This window comes from Pseudalkalibacillus sp. JSM 102089 (assembly GCF_041366475.1).
In the GTDB taxonomy this organism is placed as follows: domain Bacteria; phylum Bacillota; class Bacilli; order Bacillales; family Guptibacillaceae; genus Guptibacillus; species Guptibacillus hwajinpoensis_B.
Genome location: NZ_JBEWYW010000002.1, coordinates 466183 through 481114, shown reverse-complemented (window position 1 = coordinate 481114; position 14932 = coordinate 466183). Strand labels below are relative to the sequence as shown.

Genomic DNA, 14932 nt, shown 5'->3' with positions numbered 1-14932 from the left:
ATGGAGCTTGTATTTACGGAAGAGCAGAAGATGATGCAGAAAATGGTGCGTGATTTTGCGGAAAAAGAAATCGCGCCAATCGTTGAAGAAATGGAAGAGACGGATCGTTTTCCACGCGAAGTGATTAAACGAATGGGCGAGCTTGGTTTAATGGGGATTCCGATTCCAGAAGCTTATGGCGGAGCGGAAATGGATTATACGTCATACATCATTGCAATCCATGAGCTCTCAAAAGTGAGCGCCACGGTCGGCGTGATTCTATCGGTTCATACATCCGTTGGGACACTGCCGATACTAGCGTTTGGTACAGAAGAACAGAAAAAGCGCTACATTCCGAAGCTAGCAACCGGAGAATACCTTGGTGCGTTTGCGCTGACGGAACCGAGTTCAGGATCAGACGCAAGCAGCATGAAAACGCGCGCTGTCCGAGATGGAGATCACTACATTTTGAACGGCTCAAAGATTTTCATTACAAACGGCGGCGAGGCGGATACGTATGTTGCCTTCGCAAGAACAAATCCTGAGGAAAAAGGAAGCAAAGGCGTAACTGCTTTTATTATCGAACATGACATGCCTGGATTTAGCGTTGGGAAGAAAGAAAAGAAAATGGGGCTAAACGGCTCGAATACGGTTGAAATCATTTTCGAAGATTGCCGTGTGCCAGTTGAGAATCGTCTCGGCGAAGAAGGTCAGGGATTCAAAATTGCGATGGCAAACCTTGAGAGCGGCCGCATCGGGATCGCGGCACAGTCACTAGGAATTGCTGAAGCGGCGCTAAACTACGCGACGGCTTACGCGAAAGAGCGTCACCAGTTTGGTAAGCCGATCGGGCAAAATCAAGGTCTCGGTTTCAAGCTTGCCGATATGGCAACAGAAGTAGAGGCAGCGAAACTCCTAACCTATCGTGCGGCTGACCTGAAAAACCACGGGATCCCTTGCATGCAGGAAGTCTCGATGGCGAAGCTCTTTGCATCGAAAGCAGCCGTGAAAGCCTCGATTGAAGCGGTTCAAGTCTATGGCGGTTACGGTTACACGAAAGATTACCCAGTAGAACGCCTATTCCGAGACGCGAAAGTATGCGAAATCTACGAAGGAACGAGCGAAATCCAGAAAATCGTCATTAGTCGGAACTTGATGAAATAGAGAAAAGTGGAAGTGACAGAGGGTCTGGTCACAGCAACTGGATCAGAAAAGCGGAAGTGACCGTTTAGACCCGTTAGGCACTGGAGGCTTCCAAACCGAACACGGTTTTTGTGATCGAGTTGGAAGGTGAAGTGACAGAGGGTCTGGTCACAGCAGCTGGATCAGAAAAGCCAGGGATATCCGTTTTATTGTCCAAAAAACCATTATATTGGCCAAACTTCATTTTTATTAGCCAAATTCGAGATATATTGTCCAAACCACCAAAAAGGAGAGAAACAGGATGAATTTTCAACTATCAGAAGAACATGAAATGCTACGGAAAATGGTGCGCGACTTTGCGAGGAAAGAAGTAGAACCAACAGCGGCTGAGCGCGACGAAGAAGAGCGTTTTGATCGTAAGCTTTTTGATCAAATGGCTGAGCTTGGTTTAACTGGCATCCCATGGTCAGAAGAATATGGTGGCATTGGCTCCGATTACTTAAGCTATGTGATTGCAGTGGAAGAGCTATCACGCGTTTGTGCATCTACAGGTGTAACACTTTCTGCACATACTTCTCTTGCAGGCTGGCCGTTGAATGCATTTGGTACAGAAGAGCAGAAGCAGAAATTCTTGCGTCCAATGGCAGAAGGTAAGCTAATGGGGGCTTACGGTCTTACAGAGCCAGGGTCAGGATCGGATGCGAGTGGGATGAAAACGACGGCGAAGCTTGATGGCGATCACTACATCTTAAATGGCTCGAAAATTTTCATTACAAATGGCGGCGAAGCGGAAATTTATATCGTGTTTGCTCAGACCGATAAAGAAAAGGGTCATAAAGGGATTACGGCGTTTATCGTTGAAAAAGGAACGCCTGGCTTCTCAATGGGTAAGAAAGAGAAAAAGCTCGGCATTCGCTCTTCTCCTACGCTCGAAATCATTTTTGAAGACTGCCGTGTACCTATTGAAAATCGTCTTGGCGATGAAGGACAAGGATTTAAAATCGCGATGAAGACGCTTGATGGTGGGCGTAACGGAATTGCGGCTCAAGCTGTTGGCATTGCACAAGGCGCGCTTGATGCAGCCACAGCTTATGCGAAGGAGCGTAAGCAGTTTGGCAAGCCGATCGGCGCAAATCAAGGTATAGGCTTTAAACTCGCTGATATGGCAACGAAAATTGAAGCAGCTAGACTATTAACTTATCAGGCTGCATGGAAAGAAAGTCAGGGTCTTCCTTACGGCAAGGAATCGGCGATGTCTAAGCTATACGCTGGAGATATCTCGATGGAAGTAACAACAGAAGCAGTGCAAGTCTTTGGTGGCTATGGCTATACGAAGGATTATCCAGTTGAGCGCTATATGCGTGATGCGAAAATTACGCAAATCTATGAAGGTACAAATGAAATTCAGCGTCTTGTTATTTCAAGAATGCTGATGGCTGATTAAGAAGCGCTATGCATCCACTCGCAGAACGACTTTCAAATCAGGATGAACGTGCGCTCGCAAAGGCGATCAGTCTTGTTGAAAATGATGCTGAAGACAAACTGGAATTACTGAAGGATATCCACCCGATGACGGGGCGTGCCCACTATATTGGGATGACCGGATCACCTGGTGCCGGTAAAAGTTCGCTCGTTAACAGGTTGATTACCCACCTTAGAAAGCAGGATGTCACTGTTGGTGTTGTGGCCGTTGATCCAACGAGTCCGTTTAGCGGGGGTGCCCTTCTAGGAGATCGTGTCAGGATGGCGGAGCATTTTACTGATCCTGGTGTCTTTATCCGAAGCATGGGAACGCGAGGGAGCCTTGGAGGGCTTTCTCGAACGACGAAGGAAACGGTTCGCTTAATGGACGCGTTTGGATTCGATGTCATATTAATTGAAACGGTTGGGGTTGGGCAATCAGAGCTAGATATTATGAAGATCGCGGATACGATTGCCGTAGTGTTGAACCCAGGTAGCGGGGACGTTGTGCAAGTCTTTAAAGCTGGCATCATGGAAATTGCGGATCTTTTTATCGTCAATAAAGCAGATTTACCGGGTGTCCCCAAGCTACTGGCTGAGCTTGAAAGCATGCTCGATCTGGTGAAGCATGATGCGCCTTGGCGTCCACCGATTGTGAAGGCGATCTCTGTTCAAAATCTAGGTCTTGAGAATGTTTGGAAGCGAATACGGGAGCATTTTGAATACAGTAAGGAGTCTGGTGAGCGTGATGCTAGACGCAAAACCTCACTTGAACGAGAAGTGATCGAAGTGGTGCATGATGAAATGATGAAGCAGCTTATGGAGCGCGAAGCAGAGGATAAAGGCTGGATCGAGGAAGTGAAAAGTGGCGCCACCGACCCTTACTCAGCCGCTGTGAAGCTACTTCAGGATTATATGAGCAGCCTTGAGAGGAAGGGGATGGGAAGGTGAAGAAAAACGTTCCTTCGATGGTAAAGGATGAAAAGCTCATTCAGAAACGACGTGAGCAAATGATCAAAGCAGCAGTCTCCCTTTTTAAGGAAAAAGGGTTCCATCGTACGACAACGCGAGAAATTGCGCGCGTTGCTGGCTTTAGCATTGGTACGCTGTATGAATACATTCGCAAAAAAGAAGATGTGTTATATCTCGTTTGTGACAGCATTTATGATGAAGTGAGAGAGCGTCTAGAAGATCAGCTTAAGCCGAATATAACTGGAATCGAGCGTTTAAGGCAGGCCCTTCATGCGTTTTATCATGTGATGGACGATATGCAGGATGAAGTGCTTGTCATGTACCAGGAAGCAAAGTCCCTTCCGCGGGAAACGCTCCCTTATGTATTGAAAAAAGAGCTAGGCATGGCGGAAATTTTTGAGCGATTGATTGAAGAATGTGTAGCAGAAGGAAAACTTCGGCTTTCAGATGAGGAAATTTACGGAGCTGCTCATAACATTCTCGTGCAGGGACAGATGTGGGTGTTCAGGCGCTGGGCGCTTCGATCTCATTATTCCATTGAAGAGTATACAAGAATGCAGGAGGCTTTTTTAATTCAAGCTTTAAAACCTGTAGAAACTACGAACCGATAGAGGAGGAACTGCAGTGAGTGTAGTCGAAACGTATAAACCAGTGAATCATGTTCGTTTTGTAACCGCTTCAAGTTTGTTCGATGGTCATGATGCATCTATTAACATTATGCGCCGAATTCTACAGGCGAGCGGTGCAGAGGTTATTCATCTCGGACATAACCGCTCTGTTGAGGAAGTCGTGAACGCTGCCATACAGGAAGATGCGCAGGGAATTGCAATCTCGTCTTATCAAGGCGGTCATATGGAATACTTTAAATATATGTATGACCTTTTAAAAGAAAAAGGCGCTTCACACGTTAAGATTTATGGCGGTGGGGGCGGCGTTATTATTCCTAAGGAAATTAAAGAGCTGCATGCTTACGGAATTTCTCACATTTTTTCACCTGATGATGGAAGTGATCTTGGTCTGCAAGGCATGATCGATATGATGATCAAGGAATGTGATTTTCCGACGTTTAAACAAATTGATAACCAGATTGATCGCTTGCATGAGCGCGATCCGCAGGCTGTTTCGAGTCTCATTACCCTTGCTGAAAGCTATGGTGGAGAACGTACAGAAGAGACGGCGGCCGCTGCTGAGCAAGTGTTTGATAAGCTTAAGAATATGGCAACCGACTCTCCAGTTCTTGGGATTACTGGTACTGGTGGAGCTGGGAAAAGCTCCTTAACTGATGAGCTCGTACGCCGTTTCATTAATGAATTTGATGATAAGACGGTAGCGATCCTTTCCATTGATCCGACAAAACAAAAGACTGGCGGAGCACTGCTCGGTGACAGAATCCGTATGAACGCTATTCACAATGACCGCGTGTTTATGAGAAGTCTCGCAACGCGAAAATCAAAAACTGAACTTTCACTTTCAATACGTGAAGCGTTAACCGTTGTGAAAGCGGCTGGATATGACTTGATCATTATTGAAACAAGCGGAATCGGTCAGGGGGATGCCGAGATCGTTGAAATTTCTGATGTTTCGATGTATGTGATGACAAGTGAATTTGGTGCACCTTCACAGCTTGAGAAAATTGATATGATCGATTTTGCGGATTTGATTGTGATTAATAAATACGAGCGCAAAGGCTCTGAAGATGCTCTGCGTGACGTGAAGAAGCAATATCAGCGTAGTCACATGCTGTTTGAGCAAAATCTAGATAACATGCCTGTCTACGGCACGATCGCAAGTCAGTTTAATGATCCGGGCACGAATACGCTTTTTAAAGCATTGGTTGATACGATTCATCGTAAATGCCGAAATGACTGGGCAACAAACATTGAAACAAGTGACATTGTGGAAAAGCTGAATCTTATTATTCCACCGCAGCGTCAGCAATATTTACAGGACATCTCTGGTTCCGTTCGTCGTTACCATGAATATGTCGAAAAGCAGGTTCAGCTTGCAAGAAAAGCATTCCAGCTTCAAGGGACGATTGAAATGCTAGAGAGTGCGGAAGGCAATGACGACACGATTGCGATGCTCTCTAAGATGAAAGATGAAAACATGGATGATATGCATGGGGAAACGCGTAAGATTATCGAAAGCTGGCCTGAAGTGAAAGAGAAATATAGTGGGAAAGAATTCATTTCCGTTATCCGCGAGAAAGAAATTGTAACAGAACTAACGACGAAGAGTCTTTCTGGATTGGATATTCCAAAGGTATCTCTACCGAAGTATGAAGATTGGGGAGAAATTGTGCGCTGGGTATTGAAAGAGAACGTGCCGGGCTCATTCCCGTATACCGCTGGCGTCTTTCCATTCAAACGAAAAGGAGAGGACCCAAAGCGTCAATTTGCAGGCGAAGGGACACCTGAGCGAACCAATCGCCGTTTCCATTACCTCTCTGAGAACGAAGATGCGAAGCGCTTAAGCACCGCTTTCGATTCTGTGACGCTTTACGGAGAAGATCCTGACTATCGTCCTGATATTTACGGAAAAGTTGGCGAGAGTGGCGTAAGTATTTGTACACTCGACGATATGAAAAAGCTTTATGCAGGCTTTGATTTATGTGCACCATCGACTTCAGTATCTATGACGATTAATGGCCCTGCGCCGATCATACTCGCAATGTTTATGAACACGGCGATTGAGCAGCAAGTTCAAGTGTTTGAAGAAAAAGAAGGTCGTAAAGCAAACGAGCAGGAGCTTGTCGATATTAAGGCAAACACGCTTAGCACGGTTCGTGGTACCGTTCAGGCGGACATTTTAAAAGAAGATCAGGGTCAAAACACATGTATTTTCTCAACAGAATTTGCGCTTCGGATGATGGGGGATATTCAGGAGTACTTCATCAATGAGAATGTGCGTAACTATTATTCAGTGTCAATTTCCGGCTACCATATTGCCGAAGCGGGTGCGAATCCTATTTCTCAGCTGGCGTTCACGCTTGCGAATGGCTTTACGTATGTCGAGTATTATTTAAGTCGCGGGATGGATATCGATAAGTTTGCACCGAATCTTTCCTTCTTCTTTAGTAATGGTCTTGACCCAGAATATACCGTTATTGGAAGAGTGGCGCGCAGAATTTGGGCGACGGTGATGAGAGAGAAGTACGGTGCAAATGCTCGTAGTCAGAAGTTAAAGTATCATGTGCAAACGTCAGGACGTTCTTTGCACGCGCAAGAGATGGACTTTAATGATATACGTACAACATTGCAGGGCTTAATGGCGATTCATGACAACTGCAACTCGCTTCATACGAATGCTTACGATGAAGCTGTCACAACACCAACAGAGGAGTCAGTTCGTCGTGCTATGGCAATTCAAATGATTATTACGAAAGAGCATGGATTGACGAAGAACGAAAACCCGCTACAAGGTTCATTCATCATTGAAGAGTTAACAGACCTTGTGGAGGAAGCTGTTCTTAGTGAATTTGAGAAAATTAATGCGCGTGGCGGTGTATTGGGTGCAATGGAGACACAGTACCAGCGCGGTAAAATTCAAGAAGAGTCCATGCATTATGAGATGCTAAAGCATAGCGGTGAGCTTCCGATCGTTGGAGTGAACACGTATAAGAATCCAAATCCACCCGCAGAAGAAGAGTGGAACATGGAGCTTGCAAGAGCGAGCAAGGAAGAAAAGGAACAGCAAATTACAAACTTAAAGCAGTTCCAAGAAACGCATTCAGATACGACAGAAGATGCGCTGAATCGCTTAAAGAAAGCAGCGTTAAGTAAAGGAAATATTTTCGAAGAATTAATGGAGACGGTGAAAGTAGCAAGTCTAGGACAAATTACAACCGCACTCTATGAAGTTGGTGGGAAATACCGTCGAAATATGTAGACCGTTAAGAACTTGTCAAATGCAAGCGTTCATATTATTGTAGGAGGAAGGAGTAACCTTCCTCCTTTTCGTACGAGAAGGTACATTATTTGAAGGTGAAATCCTTCTATTTCAATAGATTTGTTTGAAAATCGTAGCATAGATTGCGTAATTTTGTTTATAATGAATGGTATGTTTTGTATTAGTATTTACAAGTAGCTTGAAATAAATGCTATCGTTTAAAATAGTGATAAGCTAGTTTCTCAAATTAGCAGCTATTATTCATAGGAGATAATTGAAAGGGAGTGCCGATATCGTGAGTAGCTTAAAGCAGCTGTCTGCTGAAGACATCCAAGAAACATCCATGATTGATATTATGTATTTCATCCTGCAGGACGAGAAAAAACCTGTTTCTTTCTACACGTTAATGGAACGAATTGGAAAGATGAAAGGTCTAACTTCTTCTCAGCTTCAGGACATGCTTGCAGAAGTTTATACAAACTTGAACACAGACGGTCGTTTCGTAACGCTTGGAGATAACCAGTGGGGCCTTAAGGGCTGGTATCCTGTTGAGCAATCTCAAGAAGAGCTTGCAACGACAATTAAACCAAAGAAACGCAAGAAATCAACTGACGATGAGCTTGGTTTCGATGAAGATGATGAAGACGATCTTGAAGATCTAGAAGTAGATGATCTTGACGACTTTGACGATGATGACTTCGATGATGATACAGAAGATTTGGACGATGAAGACATTGATGATGACGATGATGACGACGTGGAAGACGACGAAGAAGAAAAGAAATAATTTCTGTCGCTTCTTGACTTTCGGTAGTGAAATCGGTAGAATCATTTTTGGGCTTCACCAAAATACTAAACTAATTTATAGATACGATATGAAAACAAAAGTGCCCCCTCATTTATGGGACAGGTGCCACTTTTGTTTTTTTTGTTTTTTATACTTTAAGGATTTTAAGCTTTTTAAAGGGCTAAAGTATAAGAAGAACGATGGCTTCTGTTAGAACCTGAAGGCAAGTTCTTCTAATAAGCTCATTGATGAAATGCATTGAGAAGCTGGAATTTAGCCAGTACGAGTGGACCTTCCGATTAAGTTAAGAAAAATGTAACCATCTGCATTGATTTTATTAAAAAAGATAAAATCTCTCGTTTCAGATGAATCCCCTTCCTTTTTTGAAGGGCAGAATATAAACCATGAGGGGGCAGAAAGATGACAGCAAAACATAAGAAGTACATCTTTGTAACAGGCGGTGTTGTTTCTTCGCTTGGTAAAGGAATTACAGCAGCTTCACTAGGACGACTTTTGAAAAATCGTGGCGTGAGCGTAACGATCCAAAAGTTCGACCCGTACATTAACGTTGACCCAGGGACAATGAGTCCTTATCAGCACGGTGAAGTATTCGTAACAGATGATGGCGCTGAAACGGATCTTGACCTTGGACACTATGAGCGCTTTATTGACATTAACCTTTCTAAGAATTCAAACGTAACAACAGGTAAAGTCTACTCTACGGTTCTTCGTAAAGAGCGTCGTGGCGACTATCTTGGAGGAACAGTACAGGTGATTCCTCACATTACGAATGAAATCAAAGAGCGCATTTTTCGCGCAGGTAACGAAACAAGCGCTGATGTAGTTATTACTGAAATCGGTGGAACGGTTGGAGACATTGAGAGTCTTCCGTTCCTAGAAGCGATTCGTCAGATCAAGAGTGACATCGGCAAGGAAAACGTTATGTACATTCACTGTACGCTTCTTCCTTATCTTAAAGCAGCTGGTGAAATGAAAACAAAGCCAACACAGCATAGTGTGAAAGAGCTTCGCAGCCTTGGTATCCAGCCAAATGTTATTGTTGTTCGTGCGGAACAGCCAGTTCCACAAGAAATGAAAGACAAAATCGCTTTGTTCTGTGATATTGATGAGCATGCGGTAATTGAAGCGCAAGATGCTGATACGCTTTATAAAGTTCCTCTTGCTCTACAAGCACAAAAGCTAGATGAGATCACTTGTCAACATTTGAAATTGAACTGTCAAGAACCGGATATGACTGAATGGAATGAGCTTGTTGAGAAGGTTCAAAACCTCTCAGGCAAAACGAAAATTGCGCTTGTTGGGAAGTATGTCGCTCTTCAAGATGCTTATATTTCCGTTGTAGAGTCGCTCAAGCACGCAGGCTATGCATTTGATGCTGACATTGACATTAAGTGGATTAATTCTGAAACAGTTACGCAGGAAAACGTTGAGGAACTTCTTTCTGACGTAGATGGCATCCTCGTTCCAGGTGGATTCGGCGATCGTGGAATTGAAGGGAAAATCACTGCGATTCAGTACGCGCGTGAAAGCAAAGTACCTTTCTTAGGAATCTGTCTTGGTATGCAGCTTGCTTCTGTGGAATTTGCACGTAACGTTCTTAATCTGGAAGGTGCTCATTCAGCTGAAATTAAGCCAACAACGAAATATCCAGTCATTGATCTTCTCCCTGAACAGAAGGATGTTGAAGATCTTGGTGGTACACTCCGTCTCGGTCTTTATCCATGTAAGCTAACGGAAGGTACGAAAGCATATGCAGCTTATAACGATGAAGTAATTTATGAGCGTCACCGTCATCGCTATGAGTTCAGCAATCAGTATCGTACTGAAATGGAAGAAGCAGGCTTCATCTTCTCTGGAACTAGCCCTGATGGCCGTCTTGTAGAAGTCGTAGAAGTGAAAGATCACCCGTGGTTTGTTGCATCACAATTCCACCCTGAATTCACATCACGTCCAACTCGTCCACAGCCGTTATTCAAAGAATTTATTGGCGCTTCTATCGCTAACAGCAAATAATTACAAAAAGCCTCTTCTCCGTTCGGAGAAGAGGCTTTTTTAGAAGAAGATAGCATTAAAATTCGTAGCCATGCTCTTCTAATATTTCCCTTGTAGTTAAATAAAGGGCATGATAAATGTACAAAGAAGTGAGTAGAGAAGGGTAGCCGATTCGTTCCCCATCATCATTTGGAACGAGACCGGAAGTAAGGCCGGTGTTAATATGAAAATGAACGCTTTGCTCAAGAAGAGGATCCGTTTCTTTTTTCGTTGCTGATATGCCAACAACCTGAGCTCCTGTTGCTTTGAATTTCTCAGCATGCTCAGCCGCTAGTTTGTCATCGTTAAACCGTGAAAATAATATCACGCAGTCATTTTCAGTTAATGCGGCAGGGTCATGAAGAATCGCACTTGAAGGAAGCTTCTCAGATCCGTACACAGCTTCAAGAGCAGCACCCTGGAGCTCATGCTCGCCATAAAAATAAACCGTTCCGCCTCCTGTTATCGTCTGTGCGAACAATCGGGATATATCTTCAATCACCATCTCATGCTGATCCTGAATAATCTTAAACTTCCCCATTAGCTGAGTCGTAAAAATTTTAAGCATCTTATCACTGCCTTTCAAAGTTTTTATGAAAAATTGAGAACTGATTTTTGGCTGTATTTTGGATATAAATATATGAATGAACCTCATTATACCGAAAAAGAAGATGCACAATTTCTTTGCTCATTGCAGGTTCCTATTATAACGAAACTACATGATACTTGCGAATTCCAGCCCTCGAGGTATAATCAGGAAGGGATTCAACAATTTGAAGCGAACATAAACAGTAAGACTAACTGAAAAGAAGGTGCTCTCACATGAATGAAAAAATTTTAATCGTAGATGATCAATATGGAATCCGTATTCTTCTAAACGAAATCTTCCAAAAAGAAGGATATCAAACCTTCCAGGCAGCGAATGGCGTTCAAGCACTATCGATCGTAAAAAGTGAGGATCCCGACTTAGTCATTCTCGATATGAAGATACCAGGAATGGACGGACTTGAAATCCTAAAGAGAATCAAAAAAATGGAGGCAAGGGCGCTTGTCATTATTATGACTGCCTACGGTGAACTAGATATGATCCACGAAGCGATGGATCTAGGAGCAATTACCCATTTTGCGAAGCCTTTTGATATTGACGAGATACGAGCAGCAGTAAAAAAAGAATTAGCATCGCTTTCATAAAGAAAGGTAACGCTTACATAAACAAATCCCATTAAATCAAGCTTTTCCCCTTCTTTTATGAAAGTGATATGCTATAATAGAACCGTGTTTTTGGAGAAATTGTAGAGCAAATGAATTCAGTATAGCGGGAAATTCTTGGACGACGGCATACATAAAAACATCGCGTTTGTGCCATCTTGAAGAAGACAGTTTTTCTGGATACATCTGCAAGCTTCAATGACAAGTATTCGTTATTAAGATGTTCCAGGTATCATCCTGGCAATTTTTAAATTATATTGAGGAGGATTTACCATGCCTTTAGTTTCTATGAAAGAAATGCTCGAAAAAGGTAAAGCAGAAGGCTACGCAGTTGGCCAATTTAACCTTAACAACCTTGAGTTTACTCAAGCGATCCTACAAGCTGCACAAGAAGAACAATCACCAGTTATCCTTGGTGTTTCTGAAGGTGCTGCTCGTTACATGGGCGGATTCAAAACAATTGTTACAATTGTAGAAGCGCTTATGGAAGAGTACAAGGTTACAGTACCAGTTGCTATTCACCTTGACCACGGTTCTAGCTTCGAGAAGTGTATGCAAGCGATCAACGCTGGATTCACTTCTGTTATGATCGATGGTTCTCATTACCCACTAGACGAAAACATCGCTCTAACTACAAAAGTAGTAGAAGCTGCACATGCAGTTGGTGTTTCTGTTGAAGCTGAGCTTGGACGCATTGGCGGACAAGAAGACGATCTTATCGTTGACGATGCTGAAGCTGCATACGCAATCCCTGAAGAGTGTGAGCGCCTTATCAACGAAACTGGTGTAGATTGCTTCGCACCTGCACTTGGTTCTGTTCACGGCCCTTACAAAGGCGAGCCTAACCTAGGATTCGACCGCATGGAAACAATCAGCAAAATGACTGGTGTTCCTCTAGTACTTCACGGTGGTACTGGTATTCCAACTGCTGACGTTAAAAAAGCGATCAAATTTGGACATGCTAAAATCAACGTGAACACTGAGAGCCAACTTTCTTCTGCTAAAGCAGTTCGTTCTGTACTTGAAGAAAAGCCAGATCTTTACGATCCTCGTAAATACATGGGGCCAGCACGTGACGCGATTAAAGAAACAGTAATCGGCAAAATGCGTGAGTTTGGTTCTTCTAACAAAGCGTAATAACTTCTTAAAACCGGACCATCAAAACCGCTCTATTATGAGCGGTTTCTGATTTCCGTTTTTTAATCCCCTAACTACTACCTTGCGACTATTTTTCATTTATTTACAATCAAATCAGCTAACTTAAAACAAAATATGTTAAAATCTTTCTCGTAACCGCTTTCTAAAATCAAAGGAGGACGAACATAATGAAAATTTTCATAGATTCTGCAAACCTGAATGATATTAAAGAAGCACACGATATGGGAGTAGTAGCTGGAGTAACTACGAATCCATCTCTTGTTATGAAAGAAAAGGTGAATTTCCATGATCGTCTTCGTGAAATTACAAGCCTAGTATCTGGCTCTGTTAGTGCAGAGGTTGTTTCAACAACTGCTGAAGAAATGATTGAAGAAGGAAAACAATTAGCTGAAATTGCACCAAACATTACCGTAAAGGTTCCAATGAATCGTGAAGGGATGAAGGCGGTCAAAGCATTCTATGAAGCAGGAATTAAAACAAACGTAACGCTTGTTTTCTCTGCTAACCAGGCTTTGCTTGCAGCACGTGCTGGTGCGTCTTACGTTTCGCCATTCCTTGGACGTCTTGATGATATTGGCCAAAATGGTCTTGATCTCATCTCTGAAATCTCCGAACTGTTTGCGGTACATGGAATTGAGACTGAAATTATTGCTGCATCCATTCGTCACCCAATGCACGTAACAGAAGCTGCTCTTCGTGGTGCTGACATTGGCACAATGCCACTTAAGGTCGTTCTTCAGATGCTAGAACACCCGCTAACTGATAAAGGGATTGATCAATTCCTTTCTGACTGGGAAGAAGCGAAGAAAGCAAATAAATAGTCATATTAAATTGGCATGAACTTCCTGTTTTTGCCCATACTATTCTTAAGAAGTATCAAAATTCGACAGAAACATGAACAGGAATGAGATGCGGACGAAGAAGGGAGACCGTTATGGAAAAGTTGATGATCGCTGGAGGCCACCGATTAAGCGGTACAGTTCAAGTGAGCGGCGCCAAAAATAGTGCGGTTGCATTAATTCCGGCGGCTATTCTAGCAGATTCCACTGTCACAATTGATCATTTGCCGAACATTTCTGACGTGGGAATTCTCCGTGATTTACTAGAGGAAATCGGAGGACAAGCTGAGCTTGATGGAAATACATTAACTGTGAATCCCCAGGACATGATTGCCATGCCACTGCCAAATGGAAAAGTAAAGAAGCTACGTGCTTCTTATTACTTGATGGGTGCGATGTTGGGTCGTTTTAATAAAGCGGTTATCGGACTTCCAGGCGGTTGTAACCTTGGACCGCGTCCGATTGATCAGCATATTAAAGGATTTGAAGCTCTTGGTGCAAAAGTAACAAATGAGCAAGGTGCGATTTATCTTCGTGCTGATGAACTGAGAGGGGCCCGTATTTACCTTGACGTTGTAAGTGTAGGAGCAACGATTAATATTATGCTTGCAGCCGTTCGTGCAAAAGGACGGACAGTCATTGAAAATGCAGCGAAAGAACCAGAAATTATTGATGTTGCCACACTGTTATCTAGTATGGGAGCGAAGATCAAAGGAGCAGGGACAGACGTCATTCGTATCGATGGTGTTGACGAGCTAAGTGGCTGTTACCACTCGATCATACCTGATCGCATAGAGGCGGGTACTTATATGATTATGGCAGCGGCGATGGGAGACGAAGTCGTTATCGATAATGTCATCTCGCAACATCTTGAGTCACTTATCGCGAAACTACGTGAGATGGGTGTAAAGGTAGAGACGAATGAGGACCAGGTTTATATTCGTTCACCACGCGAAGGCTGGAAAGGCGTTGACCTGAAGACACTCGTCTATCCTGGCTTCCCAACAGACTTACAGCAGCCGTTTACATCGCTCTTAACGAACGCAGAGGGTAGTAGCATTGTGACCGATACAATTTATGGCGCAAGATTTAAGCACATTGATGAACTTCGCCGAATGGGTGCAAATGTGAAGGTGGAAGGACGTTCTGCCATCATTAATGGAGCTGTTAAGCTTCAAGGTGCGAAGGTGCGTGCTTCTGATCTGAGAGCTGGTGCTGCCCTTGTCGTTGCTGGATTAATGGCAGAAGGCGTTACAGAAGTTTCAGGACTTGAGCACATCGATCGTGGGTATGAACGGCTTGTAGAAAAGCTGAGCAATCTTGGCGCGAGAGTCTGGCGTGAGAAATTAGATCAAGAAGAGCTTAAAGAAGTGGAAAGCTCTTAAGAATGCAGAACAGGCGGTGAAAGCCGCCATTCTGTCATCTTTTCGTGTAAGCGTTTAAA

General features: G+C 43.5%; 12 protein-coding genes. 11 read left to right on the top strand and 1 reads right to left on the bottom strand.

The genetic code is table 11. From position 1 onward, the window contains the following. The 7 genes from ABVF21_RS06980 (at position 1) to ABVF21_RS06950 (ending at position 10264) form a co-directional block, all read left to right on the top strand. Positions 1-1143 (top strand): acyl-CoA dehydrogenase, encoded by a 1143-nt coding sequence (locus ABVF21_RS06980; protein WP_371017840.1) that lies wholly within the window; start codon positions 1-3, stop codon positions 1141-1143. A gap of 280 nt (positions 1144-1423) precedes the next feature. Next, a complete protein-coding gene (locus ABVF21_RS06975) occupies positions 1424-2566 on the top strand; it encodes an acyl-CoA dehydrogenase (protein ID WP_303532441.1) in 1143 nt (380 codons plus the stop codon). A gap of 8 nt (positions 2567-2574) precedes the next feature. After that, the gene (gene meaB / locus ABVF21_RS06970; protein ID WP_303532440.1) at positions 2575-3534 is read left to right on the top strand and encodes a methylmalonyl Co-A mutase-associated GTPase MeaB; all 960 of its coding nucleotides are present in this window, start codon (positions 2575-2577) and stop codon (positions 3532-3534) included. 17 nt (positions 3535-3551) lie between these two features. After that, a complete protein-coding gene (locus tag ABVF21_RS06965; RefSeq protein ID WP_303532831.1) occupies positions 3552-4166 on the top strand; it encodes a TetR/AcrR family transcriptional regulator in 615 nt (204 codons plus the stop codon). A 13-nt stretch (positions 4167-4179) separates the two neighbouring features. Continuing rightward, the gene (icmF, locus tag ABVF21_RS06960; RefSeq protein WP_371017839.1) at positions 4180-7443 is read left to right on the top strand and encodes a fused isobutyryl-CoA mutase/GTPase IcmF; all 3264 of its coding nucleotides are present in this window, start codon (positions 4180-4182) and stop codon (positions 7441-7443) included. Between the two features lie 295 nt (positions 7444-7738). Continuing rightward, positions 7739-8230, top strand: a complete 492-nt coding sequence (gene rpoE / locus ABVF21_RS06955; protein ID WP_194218359.1) for a DNA-directed RNA polymerase subunit delta — start codon at positions 7739-7741, stop codon at positions 8228-8230. Positions 8231-8650: 420 nt separating this feature from the next. Then, positions 8651-10264 (top strand): CTP synthase, encoded by a 1614-nt coding sequence (locus ABVF21_RS06950; protein ID WP_303532438.1) that lies wholly within the window; start codon positions 8651-8653, stop codon positions 10262-10264. A gap of 55 nt (positions 10265-10319) precedes the next feature. Here ABVF21_RS06950 and ABVF21_RS06945 read toward each other — a convergent pair whose 3' ends face one another. After that, positions 10320-10850, bottom strand: coding sequence for a DUF2529 family protein (locus ABVF21_RS06945; protein WP_303532436.1), 531 nt, complete (start codon positions 10848-10850; stop codon positions 10320-10322). A gap of 254 nt (positions 10851-11104) precedes the next feature. Here ABVF21_RS06945 and ABVF21_RS06940 point away from each other — a divergent pair, with 254 nt between their 5' ends. From ABVF21_RS06940 to ABVF21_RS06925, 4 genes are all read left to right on the top strand, one after another. Then, positions 11105-11473 carry a response regulator gene (locus ABVF21_RS06940; RefSeq protein ID WP_194218362.1) on the top strand — a complete coding sequence of 123 codons (369 nt, stop codon included), beginning with the start codon at positions 11105-11107 and terminating at the stop codon, positions 11471-11473. Between the two features lie 291 nt (positions 11474-11764). After that, positions 11765-12628, top strand: coding sequence for a class II fructose-1,6-bisphosphate aldolase (gene fba / locus ABVF21_RS06935; RefSeq protein WP_159786369.1), 864 nt, complete (start codon positions 11765-11767; stop codon positions 12626-12628). Positions 12629-12816: 188 nt separating this feature from the next. Then, positions 12817-13470, top strand: coding sequence for a fructose-6-phosphate aldolase (gene fsa / locus ABVF21_RS06930; RefSeq protein ID WP_194218363.1), 654 nt, complete (start codon positions 12817-12819; stop codon positions 13468-13470). Between the two features lie 113 nt (positions 13471-13583). Further along, positions 13584-14873 (top strand): UDP-N-acetylglucosamine 1-carboxyvinyltransferase, encoded by a 1290-nt coding sequence (locus ABVF21_RS06925; protein WP_194218364.1) that lies wholly within the window; start codon positions 13584-13586, stop codon positions 14871-14873. The last annotated feature ends 59 nt before the right edge of the window (positions 14874-14932 follow it).

Bases quoted from the DNA above. Each gene is read 5' to 3' on its own strand.
- fsa (WP_194218363.1), top strand. From the start codon at position 12,817: ATGAAAATTTTCATAGATTCTGCAAACCTGAATGATATTAAAGAAGCA.
- ABVF21_RS06965 (WP_303532831.1), top strand. From the start codon at position 3,552: ATGGTAAAGGATGAAAAGCTCATTCAGAAACGACGTGAGCAAATGATC.
- fba (WP_159786369.1), top strand. From the start codon at position 11,765: ATGCCTTTAGTTTCTATGAAAGAAATGCTCGAAAAAGGTAAAGCAGAA.
- ABVF21_RS06975 (WP_303532441.1), top strand. From the start codon at position 1,424: ATGAATTTTCAACTATCAGAAGAACATGAAATGCTACGGAAAATGGTG.
- ABVF21_RS06950 (WP_303532438.1), top strand. From the start codon at position 8,651: ATGACAGCAAAACATAAGAAGTACATCTTTGTAACAGGCGGTGTTGTT.
- ABVF21_RS06925 (WP_194218364.1), top strand. From the start codon at position 13,584: ATGGAAAAGTTGATGATCGCTGGAGGCCACCGATTAAGCGGTACAGTT.
- ABVF21_RS06945 (WP_303532436.1), bottom strand. From the start codon at position 10,850: ATGCTTAAAATTTTTACGACTCAGCTAATGGGGAAGTTTAAGATTATT.
- ABVF21_RS06980 (WP_371017840.1), top strand. From the start codon at position 1: ATGGAGCTTGTATTTACGGAAGAGCAGAAGATGATGCAGAAAATGGTG.
- ABVF21_RS06940 (WP_194218362.1), top strand. From the start codon at position 11,105: ATGAATGAAAAAATTTTAATCGTAGATGATCAATATGGAATCCGTATT.
- meaB (WP_303532440.1), top strand. From the start codon at position 2,575: ATGCATCCACTCGCAGAACGACTTTCAAATCAGGATGAACGTGCGCTC.